The organism is Micromonospora sp. NPDC051300 (genome assembly GCF_044455315.1).
Taxonomy (GTDB): domain Bacteria; phylum Actinomycetota; class Actinomycetes; order Mycobacteriales; family Micromonosporaceae; genus Micromonospora; species Micromonospora robiginosa.
Map to the genome: position 1 here is coordinate 94,330 of NZ_JBITEP010000013.1, position 24,510 is coordinate 118,839.

General features: G+C 73.9%; 23 protein-coding genes. 16 read left to right on the forward strand and 7 right to left on the reverse strand.

All coding sequences use genetic code 11. The annotated features are described in order from the left end of the window. Positions 1–9 precede the first annotated feature (9 nt). The gene (locus tag ACIA5A_RS16770) at positions 10–609 is read left to right on the forward strand and encodes a hypothetical protein (protein ID WP_396762452.1); all 600 of its coding nucleotides are present in this window, start codon (positions 10–12) and stop codon (positions 607–609) included. Between the two features lie 7 nt (positions 610–616). Here ACIA5A_RS16770 and ACIA5A_RS16775 read toward each other — a convergent pair whose 3' ends face one another. Next, entirely contained in the window at positions 617–1,306 is a 690-nt protein-coding gene (locus ACIA5A_RS16775) for a hypothetical protein (RefSeq protein WP_396762455.1), read from the reverse strand. Between the two features lie 328 nt (positions 1,307–1,634). Between ACIA5A_RS16775 and ACIA5A_RS16780 the strand changes: the two genes are divergently transcribed. Genes ACIA5A_RS16780 through ispF form a run of 3 tightly spaced genes read left to right on the forward strand, consistent with a single transcriptional unit; the run spans position 1,635 to position 3,382 of the window. Next, positions 1,635–2,120 carry a CarD family transcriptional regulator gene (locus ACIA5A_RS16780; protein WP_013288937.1) on the forward strand — a complete coding sequence of 162 codons (486 nt, stop codon included), beginning with the start codon at positions 1,635–1,637 and terminating at the stop codon, positions 2,118–2,120. A 53-nt stretch (positions 2,121–2,173) separates the two neighbouring features. After that, positions 2,174–2,869 (forward strand): 2-C-methyl-D-erythritol 4-phosphate cytidylyltransferase, encoded by a 696-nt coding sequence (ispD, locus tag ACIA5A_RS16785; RefSeq protein ID WP_396762459.1) that lies wholly within the window; start codon positions 2,174–2,176, stop codon positions 2,867–2,869. Positions 2,870–2,899: 30 nt separating this feature from the next. Next, positions 2,900–3,382, forward strand: a complete 483-nt coding sequence (gene ispF / locus ACIA5A_RS16790) for a 2-C-methyl-D-erythritol 2,4-cyclodiphosphate synthase (protein WP_396762461.1) — start codon at positions 2,900–2,902, stop codon at positions 3,380–3,382. Between the two features lie 35 nt (positions 3,383–3,417). On the opposite strand, the gene ACIA5A_RS16795 is transcribed toward ispF, so the two are convergent. Next, positions 3,418–3,942 (reverse strand): hypothetical protein, encoded by a 525-nt coding sequence (locus ACIA5A_RS16795; RefSeq protein WP_396762464.1) that lies wholly within the window; start codon positions 3,940–3,942, stop codon positions 3,418–3,420. A gap of 188 nt (positions 3,943–4,130) precedes the next feature. Between ACIA5A_RS16795 and ACIA5A_RS16800 the strand changes: the two genes are divergently transcribed. From ACIA5A_RS16800 to ACIA5A_RS16810, 3 genes are read left to right on the forward strand one after another with little or no spacing between them, the layout of a single operon-like run. After that, positions 4,131–5,474, forward strand: coding sequence for a BTAD domain-containing putative transcriptional regulator (locus tag ACIA5A_RS16800; RefSeq protein ID WP_396762467.1), 1,344 nt, complete (start codon positions 4,131–4,133; stop codon positions 5,472–5,474). A gap of 40 nt (positions 5,475–5,514) precedes the next feature. Continuing rightward, positions 5,515–6,513: a tetratricopeptide repeat protein gene (locus ACIA5A_RS16805; protein ID WP_396762469.1), complete on the forward strand. Its 999-nt coding sequence runs from the start codon at positions 5,515–5,517 to the stop codon at positions 6,511–6,513. A 9-nt stretch (positions 6,514–6,522) separates the two neighbouring features. Beyond that, positions 6,523–7,563: an NAD(P)-dependent alcohol dehydrogenase gene (locus ACIA5A_RS16810; protein WP_396762471.1), complete on the forward strand. Its 1,041-nt coding sequence runs from the start codon at positions 6,523–6,525 to the stop codon at positions 7,561–7,563. A 52-nt stretch (positions 7,564–7,615) separates the two neighbouring features. Here ACIA5A_RS16810 and ACIA5A_RS16815 read toward each other — a convergent pair whose 3' ends face one another. Continuing rightward, a complete protein-coding gene (locus ACIA5A_RS16815) occupies positions 7,616–8,812 on the reverse strand; it encodes a homogentisate 1,2-dioxygenase (protein WP_396762474.1) in 1,197 nt (398 codons plus the stop codon). Positions 8,813–8,905: 93 nt separating this feature from the next. Here ACIA5A_RS16815 and ACIA5A_RS16820 point away from each other — a divergent pair, with 93 nt between their 5' ends. The 5 genes from ACIA5A_RS16820 (at position 8,906) to ACIA5A_RS16840 (ending at position 13,289) form a co-directional block, all read left to right on the forward strand. Continuing rightward, on the forward strand, positions 8,906–9,763 hold the full coding sequence (locus ACIA5A_RS16820; protein ID WP_396762477.1) for a hypothetical protein: 858 nt from the start codon (positions 8,906–8,908) through the stop codon (positions 9,761–9,763). A gap of 53 nt (positions 9,764–9,816) precedes the next feature. After that, positions 9,817–11,016 carry a fumarylacetoacetase gene (fahA, locus tag ACIA5A_RS16825; protein ID WP_396762664.1) on the forward strand — a complete coding sequence of 400 codons (1,200 nt, stop codon included), beginning with the start codon at positions 9,817–9,819 and terminating at the stop codon, positions 11,014–11,016. Positions 11,017–11,161: 145 nt separating this feature from the next. Continuing rightward, a complete protein-coding gene (locus ACIA5A_RS16830) occupies positions 11,162–11,371 on the forward strand; it encodes a DUF397 domain-containing protein (protein WP_396762479.1) in 210 nt (69 codons plus the stop codon). A 111-nt stretch (positions 11,372–11,482) separates the two neighbouring features. Beyond that, a complete protein-coding gene (locus ACIA5A_RS16835) occupies positions 11,483–11,965 on the forward strand; it encodes an SRPBCC family protein (RefSeq protein ID WP_396762482.1) in 483 nt (160 codons plus the stop codon). A gap of 70 nt (positions 11,966–12,035) precedes the next feature. After that, positions 12,036–13,289 (forward strand): PQQ-binding-like beta-propeller repeat protein, encoded by a 1,254-nt coding sequence (locus tag ACIA5A_RS16840; protein ID WP_396762485.1) that lies wholly within the window; start codon positions 12,036–12,038, stop codon positions 13,287–13,289. A 60-nt stretch (positions 13,290–13,349) separates the two neighbouring features. On the opposite strand, the gene hisC is transcribed toward ACIA5A_RS16840, so the two are convergent. From hisC to hppD, 4 genes are read right to left on the reverse strand one after another with little or no spacing between them, the layout of a single operon-like run. Continuing rightward, positions 13,350–14,453: a histidinol-phosphate transaminase gene (gene hisC, locus ACIA5A_RS16845; protein ID WP_396762488.1), complete on the reverse strand. Its 1,104-nt coding sequence runs from the start codon at positions 14,451–14,453 to the stop codon at positions 13,350–13,352. Further along, positions 14,450–15,442, reverse strand: a complete 993-nt coding sequence (locus ACIA5A_RS16850) for an RDD family protein (protein WP_396762491.1) — start codon at positions 15,440–15,442, stop codon at positions 14,450–14,452. Before ACIA5A_RS16850 ends, hisC begins: the two co-directional genes overlap by 4 nt. Before the next feature lie 19 nt (positions 15,443–15,461). Continuing rightward, positions 15,462–16,163 (reverse strand): RDD family protein, encoded by a 702-nt coding sequence (locus ACIA5A_RS16855; protein ID WP_396762494.1) that lies wholly within the window; start codon positions 16,161–16,163, stop codon positions 15,462–15,464. Between the two features lie 10 nt (positions 16,164–16,173). Beyond that, positions 16,174–17,379, reverse strand: a complete 1,206-nt coding sequence (hppD, locus tag ACIA5A_RS16860) for a 4-hydroxyphenylpyruvate dioxygenase (protein WP_396762497.1) — start codon at positions 17,377–17,379, stop codon at positions 16,174–16,176. A gap of 138 nt (positions 17,380–17,517) precedes the next feature. On the opposite strand from hppD, the gene ACIA5A_RS16865 reads away from it, so the two are divergent. The 4 genes from ACIA5A_RS16865 (at position 17,518) to ACIA5A_RS16880 (ending at position 24,486) form a co-directional block, all read left to right on the forward strand. Next, positions 17,518–18,024 (forward strand): Lrp/AsnC family transcriptional regulator, encoded by a 507-nt coding sequence (locus ACIA5A_RS16865; protein ID WP_396762500.1) that lies wholly within the window; start codon positions 17,518–17,520, stop codon positions 18,022–18,024. A 138-nt stretch (positions 18,025–18,162) separates the two neighbouring features. Further along, positions 18,163–19,560, forward strand: coding sequence for a PQQ-binding-like beta-propeller repeat protein (locus ACIA5A_RS16870; RefSeq protein WP_396762667.1), 1,398 nt, complete (start codon positions 18,163–18,165; stop codon positions 19,558–19,560). A 77-nt stretch (positions 19,561–19,637) separates the two neighbouring features. After that, the gene (locus ACIA5A_RS16875) at positions 19,638–21,305 is read left to right on the forward strand and encodes a fumarate hydratase (RefSeq protein ID WP_396762503.1); all 1,668 of its coding nucleotides are present in this window, start codon (positions 19,638–19,640) and stop codon (positions 21,303–21,305) included. Between the two features lie 199 nt (positions 21,306–21,504). Beyond that, positions 21,505–24,486, forward strand: coding sequence for a BTAD domain-containing putative transcriptional regulator (locus ACIA5A_RS16880; protein WP_396762506.1), 2,982 nt, complete (start codon positions 21,505–21,507; stop codon positions 24,484–24,486). The last annotated feature ends 24 nt before the right edge of the window (positions 24,487–24,510 follow it).

The window sequence follows — 24,510 nt, forward strand, 5'->3', positions numbered from 1 at the left end:
CTGACGGCCATGGCCTCCGAGGAGCGGATCCGGTCGGCGGCGCTGGTCGGCCTGACCGTGCTGGTGTTGACGCTCGGCGCGTGGTGGTGGCGGTCGGCGGCGCCGTGGCTCGGCACGACCCGGGGTTCGACCACGGAGGATCTGGTCCGGTCCCGGGTCGAGGCGGACGCGGCGAGCGGGCGGGCGCTGCCGGGCGGGTCGACCGGGTCCGACACGGTGGTGGTCGACCCGGGCTCCGGCGAGGTGCGCGCCGAGCCGGGCCGGTCGTTCTGGGTCCATGTCGATCCCGACGGTGCGACCCGGCCGCTGGAGGTGTCGCACGTGGTGTGGCGGGAGACGTCCCGGCTGACGGCGGGCGGGCCGCCGGTGGTCCGGCAGGCCAATCCCTCGTCCGGCGACACCTACCGGTTGTCGGTGCGCTGTGCCGGCGAGGGGGCGGTCGCGGTGCGGGTGACCGGGGCCGGTGACGACGACGTGGAGCGGGTGCTGAACTGCGGGGGCCGGGTGGACGTCCCGCTGCTGGAGGGCACCGGCTCGCCGGTGTGGGTGCGGTTCGCCCCGCTGCGGGGCGAGGCGGAGCTGGACGCCCGGCTGGAGGCGCTCTACTGAGCCGGGGTCAGCCGGCCAGGCGGGCCAGGTCGGCCTGGTAGTCGGCCGCCGGGCCGAGTTCGGGCACCAGCCGCACCAGCGCGCCCCGCCGGTCCACCAGCAGCGCGGCGGCGGTGCCGGGGTGGGCCGACAGGTGCAGGTAGGAGCGGAGCCCGCCGGCCGGGTCGCCCAGCGGACGTACGCCGGTGACGACGGCGGGCCCGGCGCTGCGGCCCTCGGTCACGGTGACCACGGTGACCCCGGGGGGCGCGGTGGCCGCGGCGGTGCCGACCTGGTCGGCGCAGGCGCACGCGTCGACCAGGATGATCATGGCGGGTAGCAGGCTGCGCAGCGGCACCGGGGTGTTGTCCGCCCCGACCAGGTCCAACGCCGGCAGCGGGCCGACCGGCGACGGCGCGGCCGTGGTGACCCGGGGCAGCACGGTCGGCCCGCCGGTGCGGGGTCGGGGCCAGGTGACGGCGGCCAGCCCGGCCAGCGTGACAAGCATCGAGACCAGGAGCACCAGCAGGGGCAGCCCGAGCCGGAGCCGGGGCGCCCGGTGGGCGTGCCGGGGATCGCGGCGCAGCTCCCGGCGCACCTGCCGGGCCTCCTCGGCGAGCGCCGAGGCGTCGTCGGGGACGACCACCCGGCCCCATTCCGGGGGCAGCCCACCGAGCCCGTCCGGCGGCCCCTGGCCGTCAGCGTCAGGCACGCCCATCGGACCCCCAGAACGTCTCGGTGAGCGGACGTCGCGTCCGCCTACCAGCGTCCCGCACCGGGGGCCGTACCGCCACACCTGGGCGCGGACGGAGTTACGGAGCTACCATGGAAGGAGCGCATCGCCCTAGATTTGCGACGTTCCGACTGCCCACACCCGGTTGTCATCTGACAGTCACGGAGCGTGCCCAAATCATCGACTTGACCTCCTGTCAAGCCGAAGAAATACCTCTCACAGGGCCCCTGAGCTGCGCCAACGGTCAGGACAGCGGTGAGACATCGGTGCCTGAGCGTGTTACCCTAGACACAGCGAAAGGGGTTTCGAACCTATGGTTTTCAGTGTCGGCGAGACCGTTGTTTACCCCCACCACGGGGCCGCACTCATCGAGGCAATCGAGACTCGGGTCATCAAGGGCGAGCCGAGGGAATACCTCGTCCTGAGGGTCGCGCAGGGTGACCTGACGGTCCGGGTGCCCGCCGAGAACGCCGAGATCGTGGGTGTGCGCGAGGTGGTCGGCGAAGAGGGCCTGGGCAAGGTCTTCGACGTGCTCCGTGCACCGCACACCGAGGAGCCGACCAACTGGTCGCGGCGTTACAAGGCGAATCTGGAGAAGCTGGCCTCCGGCAATCCGCTGAAGGTGGCCGAGGTCGTCCGCGACCTGTGGCGCCGGGAGCGGGAGCGGGGCCTGTCGGCGGGCGAGAAGCGCATGCTCGCCAAGGCCCGTGACATCCTCGTGGGCGAGGTCGCGCTGGCCGAGAAGAGCACCAAGGACGAGGCGGAGACGCTGCTCGACAAGGTGCTGACCGAGGCCTGATCCGCAACCCTGCCTCTACCCGCACCACAGCGAACGAAACCGAGGACCGCGACGTGACCGCGCAGCTCAATCCGCGCGGTGACGTCGCGGTCCTCGTTCCTGCGGCCGGCGCCGGGGTACGCCTCGGCCCGGGCGCTCCCAAGGCGCTCCGCCCGCTCGCCGGCGAGCCGCTGCTGGTGCACGCCGTCCGCCGGATCGCCGCCGCGTCCTCGGTGCACACCATCGTGGTGGCCGCGCCGGCCGCCGACGTCGAGTCGGTGCGGACGCTGCTCGCGCCGGTGGCGCCGGTGACGGTGGTGCCGGGCGGGGCCGAACGCCAGGCGTCCGTGGCGGCGGCCCTCGCGGCCGTTCCCGCCGGGCCGGAGATCGTCCTGGTCCACGACGCCGCCCGGGCGCTCACCCCGCCGGAGCTGGTCGAGTCGGTGGCCGCGGCGGTCCGGGGCGGGCACGACGCGGTGATCCCGGTCCTGCCGGTGGTCGACACGATCAAGGAGGTCGACGTCGTCGAGCGGGTGCTCGGCACTGTCGACCGGGCGGCGCTGCGCGCGGTGCAGACCCCCCAGGGCTTCCGCCGGGCGGTGCTGGCCGCCGCGCACCGGGCGGCCGGGGACCCGCTCACCGACGACGCCGGCCTGGTGGAGAAGCAGGGCGTCACGGTGGTCTGCGTACCCGGCTCGGAACTGGCCATGAAGATCACCCGCCCGTTCGACCTGGCTCTGGCCGAACACCTCCTGACCATCACCCCCTGACCAGCGAGGGGCGGCGCGTACCCTCTGGTCATGATCGTTCCTCGGGTGGCCGTCGGCACCGACGTGCACGCGTTCGCCGCCGGGCGGCCCTGCTGGGTCGCCGGCCTGCACTGGCCGGACCAGGACGGCCTGGCCGGCCACTCGGACGCCGACGTGGTCGCGCACGCCGCCTGCAACGCGCTGCTCTCCGCCGCCGGCCTCGGCGACCTGGGCGCGAACTTCGGGGTCGACCAGCCGGAGTGGGCGGGCGCCTCCGGAGTGGCCCTGCTGACCGAGTCGGCTCGGCGGGTGCGGGCGGCGGGCTTCGCGATCGGCAACGTGTCCGTGCAGGTGGTCGGCAACCGGCCCAAGATCGGGCCGCGCCGGGACGAGGCGCAGCGGGTGCTCTCCGAGGCGGTCGGCGCCCCGGTCACGGTGTCCGCGGCCACCACCGACGGCCTGGGCTTCCCCGGGCGCGGCGAGGGGTTGGCCGGCATCGCGGTGGCGCTGGTGTACCAGGCGCCGGCGGACTGACGCGGCGGCCGGGGACGCCGACCGCCGCACCGTGGTCAGTCGACGTCGGTGCAGACGTTGTGCGTGGTGCCGTGCAGCATCGTGATGGTCTTGTCGTAGGTGGGGGTGAACGCCACCCGGAACTGGCCGTCGACGATCCACAGCCCCTTCGGCAGCGAACCGGCGTTCTCCCGGAAGCCGAGCAGCACCGGACCGGTGACATACCAGGTCATCGACCCGTCGGGGCGGTAGACGACGAGTGACGTGCCGCTCGCGTCGGCCGTGGCGGTGGCCCCCGTCTCCAGGTTGGTCACCCGGTCGACGAGCGCGCCGGTGAACAACTCCCGCTTCGGGGAGCCGTCCGGATAGGTGTCCAACGTCAGCTTCCGTACCTCGTCGACGACCGGCTCCACCCGTACCGCGAACTCGCACCGGGCGCCGGCGGGCATCTCGAACGCCTCCTGGGGCGCCGGCACCCAGGCGCCGGGCGCGCCGTCGGCGGCGGACGCCGCACCGGGAACGGCCGCCACCACGGCGGCCACCACCGACGCCACCGCGACGCTCATCCTGCTGAACCGCATGTTCACTCCATCCGTCCCGCTGATCAAGGGCGATCCCAGCGTCACCGGGGCGGCTCACCACCGGCTCACCACCGGGGCGGTGGCACCGGGCCGTCCGACCCGCGCCACCGACCCCCGGTCGGGCCGACCGACCACCCGCTCACCACCTGACGACAACCGCCCGGACCGGCCGGGTCGTCCTGATCGGTATGGACTTCCGACTGCTCGGACCGTTCGAGGCGCGCCACGAGGGCCGGACCGTCGAGGTCGGCAGCCGCCGGCAGGAGCGTTGCCTGCTCGGGCTGCTGCTGCTCGACCCGGGTCGGGTGGTGCCGACCGACCGCCTCGTCGACCTGCTGTGGAACGGCCGGCCGCCGGCCTCGGCGCGCGCCACGGTGCAGACGTACATCGGGCGGCTGCGGGCGGCGCTGCACCCGTACGGGGTGCGGATCGACACCGGCGGCGAGGGCTATCGCGTCGACGTCACCGGGCATCGCGTCGACGTCGACGAGTTCGGTGAGCTGGTCCGGGCGGCGGGCGCGGTCGCCGACCCCGCCGAGCGGGTGCGGTTGCTCGACCGGGGGCTCGCCCTCTGGCGGGGTCCGCTGCTCGCCGACGCGGCGGACGGCGACCTGCGGGACCGGCTGCGCGGCACGGTCGAGGAGCTGCGGCTGGTGGCGGTGGAGCTGCGCGCCGAGGCGCGGCTCGCGCTGGGCCAGCACGCCCCGGTGATCGCCGAGCTGATGCCGGCGGCGACCCGGCACCCCACCCGCGAGCAGCTCCTGGCCGTGCTGATGACCGCCCTGTACCGGGGTGGCCGGCGGGCCGACGCGCTGCGGCTCTACCGCGCCACCCGGGACCTGCTCGCGGCGGACTTCGGCGTCGAGCCGGGGCCACGGCTGCGCGAGGTGCACCGCCGGGTGGTGGCCGGCGACGACCGGCTCGACCGGATCGGCCGACCGATGTACGAGGTGCGGGTCCGCGACGAGAGCCTGCCGTGGAGCGTCGGCGGCCATCCCGCGCTGGACTTCTGCAACACGCTCGCCGGGTGGGGCCTCGTGTCCCCGCTGCCCGGCGCCGAGTGGCTGCGCGGCTATCGGACCCTGGCCGTCTGGGCGGGACACGTCGGGTTGGCCGACGAGGCGGCGGTGAGCCGGCTGCTGCACCTCGCGCGCCGCGACCCGGACACGGCGGAGCGGGTGCTCGCCGAGGCCCGTACGCTCCGGGCCGCCCTCCGCGCCTGCCTGGTCGATCCGGCGGACCGTCGGGCCTTCGACGCGGTCGCCCGGGCCGCCGAGGTGGCCGCCCGGGCGCTGGTGTTCCGGCGCGAGGGGGACGGGCGCGGGCGCTGGTGGATCGACCTCGCCGCCGGGCTGCGGCTGCCCCTGCACGCCGCCGCGTTCAGCGGCGCCCAACTGCTCGCCGATCCGACCCGGCTCACGGTCCGGGCCTGCCCGGACGAGCGCTGCGGGTGGCTGTTCCTCGACGAGAGCGGCCTGCGGCGCTGGTGCAGCCTGGGCACCTGCGGGGGCACGCCCTGCCGCGGCGCCTGACCGTGGTCGGGTGGCGGGTCGGGCGGTTACGCTCGCCGGGATGCCGAGTGACGCCGCCTCCGACCAGTCCGCCGCCGACGGTTTCCTGCAACGCGCCCACCTCCTCGCCGAGCTGGGCCGCTACGACGAGGGGATCGGCGAGCTGACCGCGCTGATCGCCGGCGAGCCCGCGCACGTCCAGGCGTTGACCATGCTGGCCCGGATGCAGCTCGCCGCCGACCGCCCCACCGAGGCGCTCACCACCGCCGAGACGGCCGTGGCGGCCGCCCCGGGCGCGGTGCCGCCGCTTGTGACACGCGGGCTCGCGCTGCTGGACCTGGAGCGCTGGAAGGACGCCGCGGGCACCGCCGAGGAGATCCTGGCGCTCGGCCCCGCCGAGGCGTACGCGCAGCGCAGTGCCGCCGCGATCCTCTCCGCCGCGCGCAACGGGCAGCCGGCGCTGGACGCGGCCTGGCGCGGGGTGGAGCTGGCCCCGGACGAGCCGGAGGGGCATCTGGTGCTCGGCCTGGTCGCGGTCCGGCTGGAGCTGTTCGACCTGGCCGAGCGGGCCTACCGGGAGGCGTTGCGACTGGACCCGGAGCTGGCCGGGGCGGGACGGGACCCGGGGGTGGCCCGGTTGGAGCGGCGCCGCTACGCGGAGACGCTGGAGCGCCTGACCGAGGCGGCCGACATCTCCCCGACCGGCCCCGATCCGGAGCGGACCGCCGACGCCGGCCTGCGCCGGCTGGTGCTGTCGGCCGCCGGCTGGTCGCTGGTGCTCACCGTGCTGGTCGCCGCGCTGGCCCCGACCGCGCCCGCCGCGTCCCGGCTGCTGGCCGTGCTGGCCGCGGTCGGGGTCGGGTTGCTGGCGGGCGTGCCCGCGTCCCGGCTGCCCGGCGCGCGGGACGCCATGTCGCGCGGTCTGTCTCCGGCCGTCTACGCGGTGGCCGCGGCGCCGCTGCTGCTGGCGGTGTATGCCCTGGTCGGCGGCCCGTGGCCGCTGGTGGGTGCGATCACTGCCACGGTGGTCGCCGGATTCACCGTGTTCCGCCGGGGGTAGGAAAATCGAATGCTGACCGTCAACGCCTACGCGGCGACGTCCGCGTCCGATCCGCTCACGCCGACCACGATCGAGCGGCGTGACCTCGCACCGGACGACGTCCTCATCGACATCAAGTTCGCCGGCATCTGCCACTCCGACATCCACACCGCGCGCAGCGAGTGGGGCCCGACCACCTACCCGATCGTCGTCGGTCACGAGATCGCCGGCGTGGTGCGCGAGGTCGGCTCCGCGGTGACCACGTTCGCCGTCGGCGACCGGGTGGGCGTCGGCTGCATGGTCGACTCCTGCCGGGAGTGCGACAACTGCCGTAGGGGCCTGGAGCAGTACTGCCTGAAGGGCAACATCGGCACGTACGGGGCGGTGGGCCGGGACGGCCGGCCGACCCAGGGCGGCTACTCGCAGGCCATCGTGGTGACCGAGTCCTTCGTGCTGCGGATCCCGGACGGCATCGAGCTGGACGCCGCCGCGCCGCTGCTCTGCGCCGGCATCACCACCTACTCACCGCTGCGGCACTGGAACGCCGGGCCGGGCCGCAAGGTGGCCGTGATCGGCATGGGCGGGCTCGGCCACATGGCCGTCAAGCTGGCGCACGCCATGGGCGCCGAGGTGACCGTGCTGTCCCAGTCGCTGAAGAAGCGGGAGGACGGGCTGCGGCTCGGCGCCGACCACTACTTCGCCACCTCGGACGAGGCGACGTTCACCGACCTGGCCGGCTCGTTCGACCTGATCGTCAACACCGTCAGCGCGGCCATCGACCTGGACGCCTACCTGGGGCTGCTGGCCGTGGACGGGACGCTCGTCAACGTCGGCGCGCCGGAGGACCCGCTGTCGGTGCGCGCGTTCTCGCTGATCCCGGCCCGGCGGTCGTTCGCCGGCTCGATGATCGGCGGCATCGCCGAGACCCAGGAGATGCTCGACTTCTGCGCCGAGCACGGGCTGGGCGCGGAGATCGAGGTGATCGGTGCCGACAAGATCAACGAGGCGTACGAGCGGGTGCTCGCCTCGGACGTGCGCTACCGCTTCGTCATCGACGCGTCGACGTTCTGACGACCGGCACACGAGAAGGGGCCGCGTCCGCGCGGCCCCTTCTCGTGGTACGTCAGGGCTTGCGCGCCCAGGTCCAGGCGTAGCCGTCGTCCTCGCAGGCGGTGCCCGCGTCGCAGAGGTCCAGCGGGCGGAACGTGTCCACCATGACCGCCAGCTCGTCGAAGGAGTCCGCCCCGATGGACCGCTCGGCGGCGCCCGGCTGGGGGCCGTGGGTGAAGCCGGACGGGTGCAGCGAGATCGAGCCCTGCTCGATGCCGGAGCCGCGCCGGGCCTCGTAGTTGCCGCCGGTGTAGAACAGCATCTCGTCGGAGTCGACGTTGTGGTGGTTGTACGGCACCGGGATGGCGGCCGGGTGGTAGTCCACCTTGCGCGGCACGAACGAGCAGATCACGAAGTTCGGGCCCTGGAACGTCTGGTGTACCGGCGGCGGCTGGTGGATGCGCCCGGTGATCGGCTCGAAGTCGTGGATGGAGAACGCCCACGGGTACATGTGCCCGTCCCAGCCCACGACGTCGAACGGGTGGTTCGCATAAACATGACGCGTCCAAGCTGTGCCGCTGCCACCCGGGCCTGCGGCCCGAGACCGGTGCCGGACCAGCACCTCGACCTCCTCGCCGTCAACGAGCAGCGGGGTGTCCGGCCCTCGGACGTCGCGCTCGCAGTAGGGCGAGTGCTCCAGGAACTGCCCGCGTAGGGAGAGGTAGCGCTTGGGCGGGCCGATGTGGCCGGCGGCCTCGACGGCGAGCAGCCGGGTCGGCTCGTCGCCGGTGGGCACCAGGCGGTGGATGGTCGAGGTGGGGATCACGACGTAGTCGCCGGCCACCACGTCGAGCACGCCGAACGGCGACTCCACCCGCATCGAGCCGGATTCCAGGTAGAGGCAGTGGTCGCCGGCGGCGTCGCGGAACAGCGGTGAGGGCCGGTCGGCGAGCACGTACGCGATCCGGACGTCGTCGTTGGCGAGCAGGTACTGCCGGCCGAGCACCGGGTCGGCGCCGGTGCCGTCGAGCTTGTGGGTGCGCAGGTGGCGCGGCTTGAGCGGCAGGTTCGGCACCCGCGTGACCGTGGGCGGGGCGAACTCCTCGGCGGCGAGGATCGCGGTCGGCGCGTGGCGGTGGTAGAGCAGCGACGAGTCGGAGGAGAAGCCCTCCTGGCCGACCAGTTCCTCCGCGTAGAGCGTGCCGTCCGGCTGCCGGAACTGGGTGTGGCGCTTGCGGGGCACCTCGCCCACGCTGCGGTAGTAGGGCATCTCGCCTCCCGTTATGTCCCGTCTCCGGCCGGTGGCGTCCGATAATCGGACGCTGTTGTCCGTTCCTCGTAGCGTCCCGTACATTCTTGTCTCGTGTCAACGCAGGTGCCCCGCCTCCTCGCCGGCCTGGTGGACGACGCCGCGGTCTTCCCCCCGGGCAGCGCCGCGCTGCCCGACGCGGTGACCGCGCACCGCACCCACCGCACGGCCTGGTACGCCGACCTGGTCGGCCCGCTGCTGCTGCCCGCCTCGGAGATCCAGCGAGGCGCGCTCAGCGGCCTGGTCGAGCCGGGCCTCGTCATCGGGCTGATCGGTGACACCGGTTTGGACCAGCTCCCCGTCGCGCTGTCCGCCCTCGGACCCGACGGGGTGACCGCCCGGCAGGTCGAGGCGCCGGTCGCCAAGCGCGGCGAGGACCCGCAGCCCGGCCTGGCCGAGCTGGTCGCGCTCGCCGGCCGGCTCGACGGCGCCGCCGTCTACGCGGAGGTCCCGCTGACCTTCGGGTTGATGGGCGCGCTGGACACGCTCGCGCGGGCGCGCGCCGACGGGCTGCCGGTGGCCGCCAAGTTCCGCACCGGTGGGCTCGCCGCCGAGCTGTTCCCGACCCCTGTCGAGCTGGCCGCGGTGATCTGCGCCTGCCACGAACGGGACCTGCCGTTCAAGCTCACCGCCGGGCTGCACCACGCGATCCGGCACCGCGACCCGGAGACCGGCTTCACCCACCACGGCTTCGTCAACGTGCTGGCCGCCACGCTTGCCGCCGCCGAGGGCGCCCGGGTGGACGCGGTGGCCGAGCTGCTGACCGCCACCGACCCGGTGCGCGTGGTCGAGTCGGCCCGGGCCCGGCGCGAGTCCCCGCGCCCGCTCTGGGTCGGGTACGGCTCGTGCAGCATCTCGGAACCACTTACCGATCTGATCCGGCTGGGGCTGGTGAACGGAGGCTTCGCATGACCGAACGCACCGAGCGGAGCGAGGGCCGTGAGGGCATGCCCGGCCGGCACAGCATGAGCTGGGTTGACGGGGCGGCGGGGTCGCCGTACGGGGTGACGAACCTGCCGTACGGCGTGTTCCGGCACGGCGACCGCGAGCCGCGGATCGGCGTCCGGATCGGCGACCTCGTGCTCGACCTGGCCGGCGCCGAGGGCGCCGGTCTGGTGCTGGCCGGCGGCGCGCTGGGTCACCGGACGCTGAACGCCTTCCTGGCGCTCGGCCGGCCGCAGTGGACCGCCGTCCGGGAACGGGTCACCGAGCTGCTCACCGACCCGGCGCACCGGCCCGCGGTGGAGCCGCTGCTGGTGCCGGTCCGCGAGGTCGAGCTGCTGCTGCCGTTCGAGGTGGCGGACTACGTGGACTTCTATTCGTCGGAGCACCACGCCGGCAACGTCGGGCAGATCTTCCGGCCCGGCCAGCCGCCGCTGCTGCCGAACTGGAAGCACGTGCCGATCGGCTACCACGGCCGGGCCGGGACGGTGGTCGTCTCCGGCACCCCGGTGGTGCGCCCCACCGGGCAGCGGGCCAGCGCGCAGGGCCCCACCACCGGGGCCTCGGTACGCCTGGACATCGAGGCCGAGGTCGGCTTCGTGGTCGGCGTACCGAGCCGGCTCGGCGACCGCGTGTCGGTGGACGACTTCGCCGACCACGTCTTCGGCGTGGTGCTGGTCAACGACTGGTCGGCCCGGGACATCCAGGCATGGGAGTACCAGCCGCTCGGCCCGTTCCTCGGCAAGTCGTTCGCCACCTCGGTCTCCGGCTGGGTCACGCCGCTGGCGGCGCTCGCCGACGCGTTCGTGCCCGCGCCCGACCAGGACCCGCCGGTGCAGGACTACCTCCACGACACCCCGCACCTCGGGTTGGACCTGACCCTGTCGGTGGTGTGGAACGGCGAGCGGGTGGCCGACCCGCCGTTCGCCACCATGTACTGGACCCCGGCCCAGCAGCTCGCCCACCTCACCGTCAACGGGGCGTCGCTGCGCGCCGGCGACCTCTACGCCTCCGGCACCGTCTCCGGCCCGGAACGCGACCAGGTCGGTTCGTTCCTGGAACTCACCTGGGGCGGGACCGAGCCGGTGAAGTTCGCCGACGGCAGCCGGCGGACGTTCCTGGAGGACGGCGACACGGTGACGATCACCGCCACCGCGCCCGGTCCGGACGGCACCACGATCGCGCTCGGCGAGGTGACCGGAACGGTCCTCCCGGCCCGCTGAGATCCACCTTCCGCATCGACGGCCCCGATCGCACCTGCTGTGCGATCGGGGCCGTTTCGTCGTGCGTTGATCGACGCGGGTCGCGTGCGCCCGGGCGGTGCCGGTCCGGTGCGTACGCGAGGAGTGAACACAGGAAGGACCGAGCATGTCCGAGTTGACCGGCGCCGTCTGGCGCACCAGCAGCCGCTCCAACGATCAGGGCCTCTGCGTCGAGGTGGCCACCAACGTGGTGACCGCGCACGGCGTGGTGGGCGTACGCGACTCGAAGGACCCGGACGGTCCGGCGCTCGCGGTGAGCCCGCCGGGCTGGACCGCGTTCGTCACGGCGTTGCGGGGCGACGCCTTGCGCGGCTGACCGATCCCGCCGGACCCCGGCGCCCCGGTCGGGGCGCCGGTGGTGGAAATGTCACTTCGGGGCTCCCGTCGACAGGTCACTGCCCGTACCGTGGACGACACGGGAGGTGCCATGTCGACGGTGACCGTTTCCGCCTTCATCGAAGCGCAGGACGCCGATCTGTGGCGCCTGCTCACCGACCTCCCGGCCCGCGCCGACTGGCTCTCCGCGGTGGGCGCGGTCGAGGTGCTCACCGACGGCGGGTTCTTTCCCGGCACCACCTGGCGGGAGACCCGGGCGCGACCGGACGGCGGCGCCGAGCCGGAGGAGTTCGAGGTGGTCGAGGCGACCGCCCCACGCCGGCTGGTGCTCTGCTCGCCCGGCGCCGGCGTCGACTACCGGATCACCTGGACCCTGCGCACCGTCGAGCGGCGGCGACGCGGCTGCACCGAGGTCACCGTCCGGCAGGAGGCGGTGCCGACCCGACCCTACGGGCGGGTGCTGGCCCTGATCCTCGGCGGCCTGGCCGCCCGGGCGGTGGAGGGCGCGCTCCGGCGGGACCTGGCCGACCTGGCCCTGGCCGCCCGCCCCGCACGCTCCGCCGAGGCCGCCTGAGGCTCGTCCCGCCGGGCAACCCGATCGTGGTCCGGCCCCGGCCGGTAGGGTGCCGGGGCGGAGGTGGCGGATGGCGAAGGCCGGCAGGCGACGGGCCCTGATGGCGCTGGTGGCGGTGCTTGCCGTCGCGGCGTCGGTCGCCGTGGTCGTCCGGGTGCTCGCGCCGGCCGAGGTCGAGACCGTGGCCCGGGACCTGTACCCGGCGGCGCCCGCGCCGACCGCCGGGGTGATCGGGCGGCTTCCGGTGGCGCCGCTCGTCGTGGACGGCCGGCTCCGCGTCTACGCCGGCACCCGCCAGGTGTACGCGGACCAGCCGGTCACCGGCGGGCACCGGGTCACCCCGTTCTGGTCCTACCGCCGCTGGCCCGCCACGCTGGTCGGGGTGCTCGCCGAGGGCAGGACGGTGGTCAGCCGCTGGTCCGACGGGAAGCTGGTGGCGCTTGACGCGCGTACCGGCCGGGTGGCCTGGCGGGTCGACGGCCCGGCGCCGGGCTCGGTGCCGAAGCCCCGCCGCACGTTCGCCAGCACGGTCTGGGACCCGGCCGGACTGCACGTGGCGCGCACCGCCGACGGCCTCGACGTGCTGCTCGCGACCGGTCCGGGCGCGGCCGGCGGCTACGCGCTGGCCGACGGCCGCCGGCTCTGGCGCGCCGACCTCGGCCGGGGCTGCCGGGTCGACGTGGGCAGCACCGCGAGCGGCGAGCTGGTCGGCGTGGACACCTGCGACGGGCCGGCCGCGGTCGAGCTGCGGGACGCGGCGACAGGCGAGGTACGGACCCGGTGGCGCCCGCCGGGCGCGTCCGGTCAGCTCGTCGTCACCCCGGTCGGCTGCCGCGCCGGGCACTCCGGTTGCCGTGGCCTGCGTACCGCCGAGCCGGGCGGTGGGAACAGTCGGGGCTGGCTGGTCACCGACCCGGGTGAGCCGACGGCCGCCCCCGGCCTTGACGCCCCGGAGTCGGTGCTGGACGGCGAGCGGGTGGTGGACACCGCCGGTGGCGTGGTGACCGGGCGGTCGCCGCGCACCGGCGAGGAGCTGTGGCGGCGGGCGGACATCCATCCGGCGCGGGTGCTCGCCACCGAGCCGGGCCGGGTGCACCTGCTCACCGACCGGCGGGAGCTGGTCACGATCGACCCGCTCACCGGCGCGACCCGGTCCGACTTCGTGTTCACCGCCGGCCGGGACGGGATCGGCTGGCAGCCGGGTCGGGCGTACGCGGTGGGCGGCTACGTCGCCGTCGAGCGCGTACGGGAGCACGCCTCCCCGGATGACGACGACCAGGGTTGGTTCCTGATGGCCGAACCGGTGCTGCTCGCCGCCACCTGAGCGACCCGCCGGTGAGAAGGGGCCCCTTCTCGACGCCAGGCGTTAAGAAGGGGCCCTTCCTTACACCAGGGCGGTTTCGGCGGCGGCCAGGAACGCGTCGTTCTCGGCGGGGGTGCCGATGGTGACCCGCACCCCGTCGCCGGGGAACGGCCGCACGATCACGCCGCGCGCCTCGCACGTCTTGCCGAACGCCACCGCCCGCTCGCCCAGCGGCAGCCAGACGAAGTTGGCCTGGCTCTCCGGCACGTCCGGCACGAACTTGCGCAGCGCCTCGGTGACCCGGTCCCGCTCGGCCACGACAAGCGCGCAGCGCCGCTCGACCTCGTCGGCCTGGGCCAGCGCGGCCAACGCGCCGGCCTGGGCGGCCATGCTCGTGGAGAACGGGGTGACCACCTTGCGGACCGCGGCGGCCACCGCCGGCGCGGCGACCAGCCAGCCGATCCGCAGGCCGGCGAGGCCCCACGCCTTGGACAGCGTGCGCAGCACCGCGACGTTCGGCCGGTCCAGGTAGCCGAGGCCGTCGGGCACCTCGGCGTCGGTGACGAACTCCCGGTACGCCTCGTCGATCACCACCAGCACGTCGTCCGGCACCGCGTCGAGGAAGCGGTCCAGGTCGGCCTTGCGGATCGCCGTGCCGGTCGGGTTGTTCGGGTTGCAGACCAGGATCATCCGGGTCCGGTCGGTAACCGCCGCCGCCATCGCCGCGAGGTCGTGCCCGTGGCCGGCGTCGTTCGGCACCCGCACGCTCGTCGCGCCGCTGGTCGCCGCGATGATCGGGTACGCCTCGAAGGAGCGCCACGAGTAGATCAGCTCGTCACCGGGCAGGCAGGTGGCCCGGACCAGGTGCTCGGCCAGCGCCACCGAGCCGCAGCCGGTGGCGATCCGGTCGGCGTCCACGCCGTAGCGTTCGGCGAGCGCCTGGCGCAGCGCCACCACGCCCATGTCCGGATAGCGGTGCGAACCGGCGACCGCCTCGGCGACCGCCTCCACCACGCCGGGCAGCGGGCCGTACGGCACCTCGTTGCTGGCCAGCTTGATCGCCTCGGGCAGGCCCAGCTCGCGGGCCAGGTCGGCCGGGCTGCGGCCGGGCACGTAGTTGGGCAACGCGTCCAGGTCGGCGCGGGTGAGCCGCAGCGGAGGGTGGTGACGGCCGGTGTCGGTCATGGGGTGTCTCCCGGGGGGTCGGCGCGGTCGTGCGGGGCGGTACGGGGGTCGGGACGGTCGCGGGGGAGCTGGACGACCACGGTCTGCGCCCGTTTGTCGTGCAGCGCCTGGCGCAGCGGCTGGTCGAACAGCGGCGAGACGGCGTCGACGAACTGGAGCAGCAGGCCCAGCCCGCAGCAGTACCAGAGCAGCGTCGGCATGCCGAGCGTGCTCCACCGCCGGAACGCCCGGCCGAAGCCGAGCGGCTGGTCCGCCTCGACCGGCAGCGCGCGGACGCCGGCCATCCGCTTGCCGAAGGTCTGCCCGCGCGCCGCCATCGACGGCACCTCGTAGGCGAACCAGAGCGCGGTGGCGATCAGCAGGATGACGACCTGCAACCCGCCGGCCTGGTCGTCGATCTGGGGCAGCCCCTCGGTGGAGGTGTCGCCGTTGACCGCCCGGCGCATCGTCTCCCGCAGGTAGGGCGAGATCGCCTCGAAGTAGCGCCAGACGAACCAGCCGTTGACCAGCGCGTTGAGCAGGAACACCACGCCCAGGTCGATCAGGCGGGCGACCAGCCGGGCGCCGTACGAGGCGAGCGGCAGTCCGTGCGGTCGCGGGATCGGCTGGCGGCCCGGCCACTGCGGGTACGGCCAGCCCGGCGGCGGCCCCTGCTGACCGGGCTGCCCCTGCTGGCCCGGCCACGGCCCGGCCTGACCCGGCCGGCCCGGCCACGGTCCGGCGTGACCCGGCTGGCCCGGCTGCCCCGGCCAGGGGCCGGCCTGTCCGGGCGCGCCGGAGGTGGGGATCGGCCCCGTCGCGACGGAGGTCGACCGGTCGGCCGTCGCGGCGGCGGCAGGCGTCGCGGCCGGCTCGGGCTCGGCGGGCGGGGGCCCGTCGGGCGGGGTGACGTCGACCGGGATGGGCGCGCCGATCCACCCCTCCCCGTCCCACCAGCGGCGGGTCTCCGGTTCGGCGGGGTCGACGTACCAGCCGGGTTCCAGACTCACGGTGCCGTCCTCGTTCCGCTCACGGTCCAACCTTAACGACGACCGTGTTGGCGAACTTGTCGTGGAGGCACTGCTGCCAGGGCTTGTCCCAGAGCTGCCAGAAGCCGTCGAGGTAGTTGAGGAACGGCACCAGCGACCCGGCGACGAACTCGACGAGGTAACGCTTGCCGAGCATGCCCCGGGTCAGCGTGGCACCGGGCTGCGCCGGCACGATCCGCAGCTTCATCACCTTCTTGCCCAGCGTCTGGCCGCTGCGGCGGGCGTACTCCACGTGGTAGAGCCAGTAGAAGACCAGCAGCAGCAGGAACAGGCCCAGCTCGGCCAGGAGCACCGGCAGGAAGAAGTCGGTAAGCATCGTCGACGGGTCGGGGCCGGTGGGGCCGGCCCGGTCCAGATCGTCGATCGCCCGGTAGAAGACCAGGAAGAAGACCGGCGCGAAGAGCACCATCGCCACCCCCGAGGCCACCGCGGTGTCGATCAGCCAGGCCAGCAGGCGGTCGGCGAAGCTGGCCAGTGGCCGCCCGTCCGGCGCGACCGCGGGCGCGGCGGTCGGCGGGTACGGCGCGTACCCGGGTGGGGGTGGTGGGTAGCCGGGCAGGCCCGCCCACGTCGGCGGGGTGTGCTGCGCGGGCACCGCCGGGCCGGTGGGCGGCGCGAAGCCGCCGCCCGCGGGCGGGGGCCCGGCGGGCGGCGGCGTCGTGTTCGGGGGAGGCTGGGTCACGCGGACAGTGTCACAGATTGCCGCGCTTCTCCTGCTCCCGCTCGATCGCCTCGAACAGGGCCTTGAAGTTGCCCTTGCCGAAGCCGAGGGAGCCGTGCCGCTCGATCAGCTCGAAGAAGACGGTGGGGCGGTCTTGCACCGGCTTGGTGAAGATCTGGAGCAGGTAGCCGTCCTCGTCCCGGTCCACCAGGATCTTGCGGGACTGAAGCTCCTCGATCGGCACCCGGACGTTGCCGATGCGGGCGCGCAGCTCCGGGTCCTGGTAGTAGGAGTCCGGGGTGTCCAGGAACTCGACGCCGGCCGCCCGCATGGCGTCCACGCTGGCCAGGATGTCGTTGGTGGCCACCGCGACGTGCTGGGCGCCCGGACCCCGGTAGAACTCCAGGTACTCGTCGATCTGCGACTTCTTGCGGGCCACCGCCGGCTCGTTGAGCGGGAACTTCACCTTGCGGGTGCCGCTCGCGACCACCTTGCTCATCAGCGCGGAGTAGTCGGTGGCGATGTCGTCGCCGACGAACTCGGCCATGTTGGTGAAGCCCATGACCCGCTTGTAGAACTCGACCCACTCGTCCATCCGGCCCAGCTCCACGTTGCCTACGACGTGGTCGACGGCCTGGAAGAAGCGCTTCGGCTGGAGGCCGGCGTCGATCATCGGCTGCCGGTCCACGATCGGGCCGCGGGCGACGAAGCCGGGCAGGAAGACGCCGGTGTAGCGGGAGCGGTCGACGAGCGTGTGCCGGGTGTCCCCGTACGCGCCGATGGACGCCATCCGGACCGTGCCGTGCTCGTCGCTGACGTCGTGCGGCTCGACCAGGCCGGTGGCGCCCTGCGCGGTGGCGTGCGCATAGGCGGCGTCGACGTCCGGCACCTCCAGCGCGATGTCGGAGATGCCGTCGCTGTGCTTGGCCACGTGCTCCGCGCCGTCGGCGTCCGGGCGGACCACGCCGGTCAGCACGAACCGGGCCGAACCGCTGGTCAGCACGTACTGCGCGTGGTCCCGGTAGCCCTGCTCCGGCCCGCGGTAGGCGACGCAGGTCATGCCGTAGGCGGTGGAGTAGTAGTGCGCCGCCTGCTTGGCGTTGCCGACCAGGAAGTGCAGGTGGTCCAGGCCCTTCACCGGGAACGGGTCCCGGCTGATGTCGTGGTCGACGGCGCCGACGAGAACGTCGGCGTCGGCCTCGTCGGTGGACTGGGGTCGGTCGATCGCCTGGGTCATGGTGGCCTCCCTCGCGTACCGGCCGGCCTCGTGGGCCGCCGTGGATGTGCTTCCGGCGAGCATCGCCGGACCGCCTCCGGTTGGGCAATAGTCAGTGGTTTTCCTGGTCAGGTTGCGCATTCGGTACGGTGAACCATGATGAACACTGGTCAGGATGTACAGCTCGACGAGTTGGACGCGCGCTTGATCGAACTGCTCGCGGAGGAGCCCCGGATCGGCGTGCTGGAGTGCTCGCGGCGGCTCGGGGTGGCCCGGGGCACGGTCCAGGCGCGGCTGGACAAGCTCGTCGGGCGGGGCGTGGTGGGCGGCTTCGGGCCGGAGATCTCGCCTGCCGCGATCGGCTTCGGGGTGACCAGCTTCGTCACCCTGGAGATCAGCCAGCGGCACGGCCACGACCAGGTGACCGCGCACCTGGCCGCCATCCCGGAGGTGCTGGAGGCGCACACCATCACCGGATCCAGCGACCTGCTGTGCCGCATCGTGGCCCGCTCGAACACCGACCTCCAGCGGGTCATCGACCAGATCGTCGCCTCGGAGGGCATCCGGCGCGCCTCGACCATCATCGCGCTGGCCGAACAGATCCCGTACCGCACGTTGCCGCTGGTCCGCTCCGCGGCCCAGCGGGAAGGAAGGGCCCCCGCTTAACGCCTTCCGCAGAGCAGGGGCCCCCTCTTAACATCCGAACCCGGGTAAGAAGCGGCGCGACACGCCCCGCGCGGACCCCGGGAGAACGGTGATCGTCGCTACGGTGTCCGTGTGAAGGGCCTAGGCGTACGCGGCTGGTTGCTGCTCGGGCTCGTCACCGTGGTCGTGCTCGCCGCCACCGGGGTGTGGAACCCCTTCCCCCGCCTCTGGGACTGGGTCGACCGCAGCCAGCCGATCTCCGAGCCGGACGTGGCCTGGCAGCAGCGGGTCGGCGGCACCCCGCGCAGCGTCACCATCGCCGGCGACACCGTGATCGTGGAGCAGCGCACCCGGATCGAGTCGCGCCGGCTCGCCGACGGCACCCAGCTCTGGGAGCGCAAGGCCGACTGGTCGGCGGTGGCCGGCAGCGGCCGGGAGTCGGTCGTCGCCGTGGGCAAGCTGCTGGACAAGGGGTACGAGGTGCTCGACCCGGCGTCCGGCGTCACCCGTCGACGCGACGATCGCGCGATAGCCGTCTGGACCTACCGGAACCTGCTGCTCGACGCCTACTGCGTGCAGCCCACCGACTGCACGTTACGGGCCTGGGACCCGCGCGGCGCCACCCCGCTGTGGAGCGCGTTCCTGCCCGGCGTGCACAGCGGCGTGCTGGCCGACAACCCGGAGCTGCTCGGCACCCGGCGGCTGGGCGCGACCCGCATCGACGGCGGGGTGGCCGGGCCGGAGTCGGTCCCGCCGCTGCTCGGCTTCCCGGTCGACGGCCGGGTGCACGTGGTGGACACCGCCACCGGTCGGGTGCTGCAGAACGTCCAGCCCGGCCGGGAGGAGCGGCTCGCGGTGGTCGGCGGCCGGCTGCTCCGGATCGCGGCCACCTCCCGCGACGGGAGCTGCTACTTCGTCATCACCGCCGTCGACCCGGCCACCGGGCAGCAGGTGTGGCGCCGGGCCGGGATCAACCTGCGCACCGCGGACTCCGCCGGCTGCGTGCAGCGGGAGGACCCGCAGGGCGCCCGCAATGTGCTCATCGGCGTCGCCCCGGACGGCCGTGAGGCGGTGCTCGACGGCTACGACGGCCGGCTGCTCCAGGTCGGCGCGGACGGGGAGAAGCTGCTCGCCGTCGACGACCGCTACGCGGTGGTGCGCAGCGCCGACAAGGACTCGCTGTTCGGCCGCGAGCTGTCCGCCGACCGGACCCGGTGGACGCGCCCGGCCGGCGGGAAGAGCGGCGCGGCGCTCACCCCCTACGCGGCGGTGATCACCGAGGAGAAGCCGTCCCGGCTGGTCGCGGTCGAGCCGCGGGGCGGCCGGGTCCTGGTCGAGCTGCGGACCTCGGCGAACGCGCTCGCGGTCGGCCCGAACGGCATGATCATCGGCGAGGGACGGGAGATCGGGTACGTCCGCTGGGGCGCCGCCGAAGCCGGCGTGCCCCCGCCGGACCAGGGCGCGGTGCCGGTGCCCGATCCGGCCGACACCTGGCGTCCCCCGAGCGACCAGGGCAGTTGCGGGCCGAAGAAGGAGCTGTGCGTCGACGGCAAGTGACGTCGGGTTGAGATCGGCGTCCCAGGACCCACCGGCGGGTGTCACCGATCGACCGCTCTGCCCTAGGCTTTTCGGTCATGAGCAGTGCCGCCGCCTTCTCGTACGCACCCCTGCTGCCGACCGGTCCCGACCAGACGGAATACCGCCTGGTCACCGATGAGGGCGTGGACGTCGTCAACGGCCCGGGTGGCCGCCGGTTCCTCACCGTGGAGCCGGCCGCGCTGACCGCGTTGACCGCCGAGGCCATGCACGACATCGCCCACTACCTGCGCCCGGCGCACCTGGCCCAGCTCCGGTCGATCATCGACGACCCGGCGGCCTCGCCGAACGACCGGTTCGTCGCGCTCGACCTGCTGCGCAACGCCAACATCGCGGCGGGCGGGGTGCTGCCGATGTGCCAGGACACCGGCACCGCGATCGTGATGGGCAAGCGTGGCCGCCACGTGCTCACCGACGGCGCCGACGCGGAGGCGATCTCCCGGGGCGTCTACCAGGCGTACACCCGGCTCAACCTGCGCTACTCGCAGCTCGCGCCGCTGACCATGTGGGAGGAGCGGAACACCGGCAGCAACCTGCCGGCCCAGGTGGACCTCTACGCCGAGGACCCGGACGGCCACCCCGACGCCTACAAGTTCCTCTTCATGGCCAAGGGCGGGGGCTCGGCCAACAAGTCCTACCTCTACCAGGAGACCAAGGCGCTGTTGAATCCGACGCGGATGATGCAGTTCCTGGAGGAGAAGCTGCGGCTGATCGGCACCGCGGCCTGCCCGCCCTACCACCTGGCGGTCGTCATCGGCGGCACCTCCGCGGAATACGCGTTGAAGACCGCCAAGTACGCCTCGGCGAAATACCTGGACGCGCTGCCCACGCAGGGGTCGATGAGCGCGCACGGCTTCCGTGACCTGGAGCTGGAGGCCGAGGTGCTGGAGTTGACCCGCAACTTCGGCATCGGCGCGCAGTTCGGCGGGCGCTACTTCTGCCACGACGTGCGGGTGGTCCGGTTGCCCCGGCACGGCGCGTCCTGCCCGGTGGCGATCGCGGTGTCCTGCTCGGCCGACCGGCAGGCGGTCGCCAAGATCACCCCGTCGGGCGTGTGGCTGGAGCGGCTGGAGACCGACCCGGCGCGCTTCCTGCCCGACGTCACCGACGAGACGCTGGAGACCGAGGAGGTCGTCCGCGTCGACCTCAACCGGCCGATGGCCGAGATCCGCGCCGAGCTGTCGAAATACCCGGTGAAGACCCGGCTGTCGCTGACCGGTCCGCTGGTCGTGGCGCGGGACATCGCGCACGCGAAGATCGCCGAGCGGCTGGACGCCGGCGAGCCGATGCCGCAATACCTGCGTGACCACGCGGTCTACTACGCCGGCCCGGCCAAGACGCCCGAGGGTTACGCGTCCGGCTCGTTCGGCCCGACCACGGCCGGCCGGATGGACGCCTACGTGGAGAAGTTCCAGGCCGCTGGCGGGTCGATGGTGATGCTGGCCAAGGGCAACCGCTCCGCGCAGGTCACCCGCTCCTGCGGCACTCACGGCGGGTTCTACCTCGGCTCGATCGGCGGCCCGGCCGCCCGGCTCGCGCAGGACTGCATCAAGCACGTCGAGGTGCTCGAATACCCGGAGCTGGGCATGGAGGCGGTCTGGAAGATCGAGGTGGAGGACTTCCCGGCCTTCATCGTGGTCGACGACAAGGGCAACGACTTCTTCGCCGAGGTCACGAAGCCGGTGCTGACCGTCGGCCGCCGCTGATCGACATCGGTGCGCTCACCCGGCCCGAAGGCCGGGTGAGCGCACCGCCCCCGTCGGATGCCGTCACCGACAGCAACCCGCGACGAGTCTGGACCGAGGCGCTGTCGATCGCCTATCAGATCGCTATCACCTCCACACGGCGTTCGGTCACCAGCGCGTTACGCTCCTGGGAGGACACCACGGGCGTACGGGGGCGCGCATGCGGTTCGGGATCCTGGGACCACTGCGGGTGGGCGGCGGCGAAGCCACCGTCACCGCAGGTCGGGACCGGTCCGTGCTCGCCCTGCTGTTGCTGCGTGCCGGCCGGGTGGTGCCGTTCGACGAGCTTGTCGACGCGGTCTGGGAGGAGCGCCCGCCGGCCACCGCCCGGGCCCAGTTGCAGATCTGCGTGTCGCGGTTGCGGCACCGGTTCGTGGTGCTGGGCCTGCCCGCCGAGACCATCGTCACCGATCCGGCCGGCTACGGCATCCGGGTCGAGCCGGGCGACCTCGACGCCGAGGTCTTCGCCCGTACCGTCGAGGCGGCCCGCGCCCAGGTGGTCGCCGGCCAGGTCGGCGCGGCGTGCCGGCTCTACCGGTCCGCGTTGGCGCTCTGGCGCGGCCCGGCGCTGGCCGGCATCCCCGCCCGCACGGTGCGGCGGCGGGCCCAGACGCTCGACGAGCAACGGCTCGCGGTGCTTGAGGAGTGCGTCGACGTCGAGCTGCGGCTGCGCCGGGCGGCCGGCCTGCTCGACGAGCTCTCCGAGGCCGTCGAGCGCAACCCGCTGCGGGAACGACTGCGCGGGCAGTTGATGCTGGCCCTGTGCGCGGTCGGCCGCCAGGCCGACGCGCTCGCCGTCTACCGCGAGGGCCGGCGCGTCTACGCCGACGAGCTGGGCATCGAACCGGGTAAGGCATTGCAGGAGCTGCACCAGCGGGTGCTCGCCGGTGACCTGGCGCTGGGCGGTTCGGAGAGCCGGGCGACCGGTCCGGTGCGGGCGCTGCCCCGGGCGATCAGCGACTTCACCGGACGGCAGCAGACCGTGGCCCGGCTGGTCAAGGAGATCGAGGAGGACGGTGTCCGGGTCCAGTTGGTCGACGGCATGGCGGGCAGCGGCAAGACCACGCTCGCCGTGCAGGTGGCGACCGCCCTGGGCGACCGGTTCCCGGACGCGCAGCTCTTCGTCGACCTGCACGGGCACAGCGAGCGCACCCCGTTGACCACGGCGGCCGCGGCGGCGACCCTGCTGCGGCAGCTCGGCGTGCCGGCGGAGCGGGTGCCCGTCGATCCGGCCGACCGGTTGGCGATGTGGCGCTCGGAGCTGGCCGACCGGCGGGCGGTCGTGGTGCTGGACAACGCGGCGGACGCGGGCCAGGTCGGGCCGTTGCTGCCGAACGGCCCGGACTGCCTGGTGCTGATCACGAGCCGCCGCCGCCTGGTGGGGCTGGACGAGGGCCGGCCGTCGTCGCTGCCGGTGCTGGATCTCGACGAGGCGGTCGAGCTGCTGGCCCGGGTGGTCGGCGTGGAGCGGGTCGCGGCCGAGCCGATGGCGGCCGAGGAGGTGGCCCGCCGCTGCGGGTTCCTCCCACTCGCGTTGCGGCTGGCCGGCGCCCGGCTCGCGCACCGGCCCCGCTGGCGGGTGGCCGACCTGGCGGAGCGGCTCTCCACCGCCGCCGACCCGCTGGCCGAGCTGGCCGCCGGGGAACGGTCGGTGGCCCGGACCTTCGCCCTGTCGTACGCGCAGGTGACGCCGCCCGCGCAGCGGGTGTTCCGGCTGCTCGGGCTGCACCCGGGCGCGCGCGCCGACAACCGGGTGGCGGCGGTTCTCGCCGATCTTCCGCTCGCCGACGCCCAGGACGCGCTTGACGAACTCGTGGACGCGCATCTCCTCGACGAGGTGGAGCCGGGTCGCTACGGCCGGCACGACCTGATCCGGGAGTACGCCCGTACCCTCGGCGCGGAGCACGAGACGGCGGAGGAGCGGCGGGCCGCGCTCGTCCGGCTCCTCGACCATCACATCCAGGTCGCCGCGACCATCGCGTTGTCGCTGGAACTCGCCGTTCCGCGTGATCTGTTCGCGTTGCCGGACCCGCTGCGACCCGACCTGGTGGCGGCCACCGTGGGGCTGGGTCGCACCTGGATCGAGGAGAACCGGGCGACCCTGGCCGCGCTGGTGCGGTTGGCCGAGGCCGAGGGCTTCCTCCGGCAGAGCTGGCAGCTCGCCCGTGCCGGCTGGGCGGTCAACTTCGACGGCGGCCACCTGGACGACCTGATCGAGACGCACCGCGTCGGCCTGCGGGCGGCCGAGCGGCTGGGCGACGACAAGGCCGTGGCGACGATGCACAACTATCTCGCCTCGGCCAACTACCGGCGGGCGCGTTTCGCCGAGGCGATCCGGCAGATGGAGGTGGCGGTCGGCATCTACCGGCGGCTCGGGCTGACCGGGGAGCTGCGGGGCGCGGTCGCCAACCTCGGCACCGCGTACGCGGTGGGTCTGCAGTTCCGGCGGGCGATCGAGACGTTCGAGGCGTCCCGGGCGTTCTTCCGGGAGTCCGACGGGCCGGCGCCGCTGGCCCACCTGCTCAACAACCTTGAACTCACCCTGATGTGGAGCGGACGCCTCGACGAGGCGCTGCGGATGTGCCGCCACCACCTGAGCCTCGCCCGGCAGATCGGCGACCCGCGTCAGATCGGGCATGCCATCGGCCATCTCGGCATGGTCCGTCACCGGCTCGGCGATCGGGGTCCGGCCCGCCGGCTCCTGCGCGCCGGGTTGACCGTGAAGCGCCGGACGGGCAACCGGTTCGGTGAGGGGGAGCTGCTCAACGAGCTGGGCATGATGGAGCGCGAGGAGGGCCGCCCCGATCTGGCCGCCGCGCTGCACCGGGAGGCGCTGGTGGCGATAAACGACGCGGGCGACCTGGTCGGGCAGTGCGCGTCCCGGAACCTGCTCGCCCGGGCGATCCTCGACCAGGGCGACGAGGCGAGCGCGTTGGATCTGCACCGCCGGGTGCTCACCGACGCCACCCGCCTGGATGCCCGGTACGAGCAGGCCCGGGCGCTGGACGGGATGGCCCGGTGCCTGCGGTGGACCGATCCGGAGCAGGCCCGCCGCTACGCCGGCCGGGCGGTCGCGCTGTTCGGGCAGATCGGGCTGCCGGACCGGCGGGCGGCCGAGGAGCTGCTGGCCGAGCTGGGTTGAGGCCGCCGGCGTTCCGCTGCACGT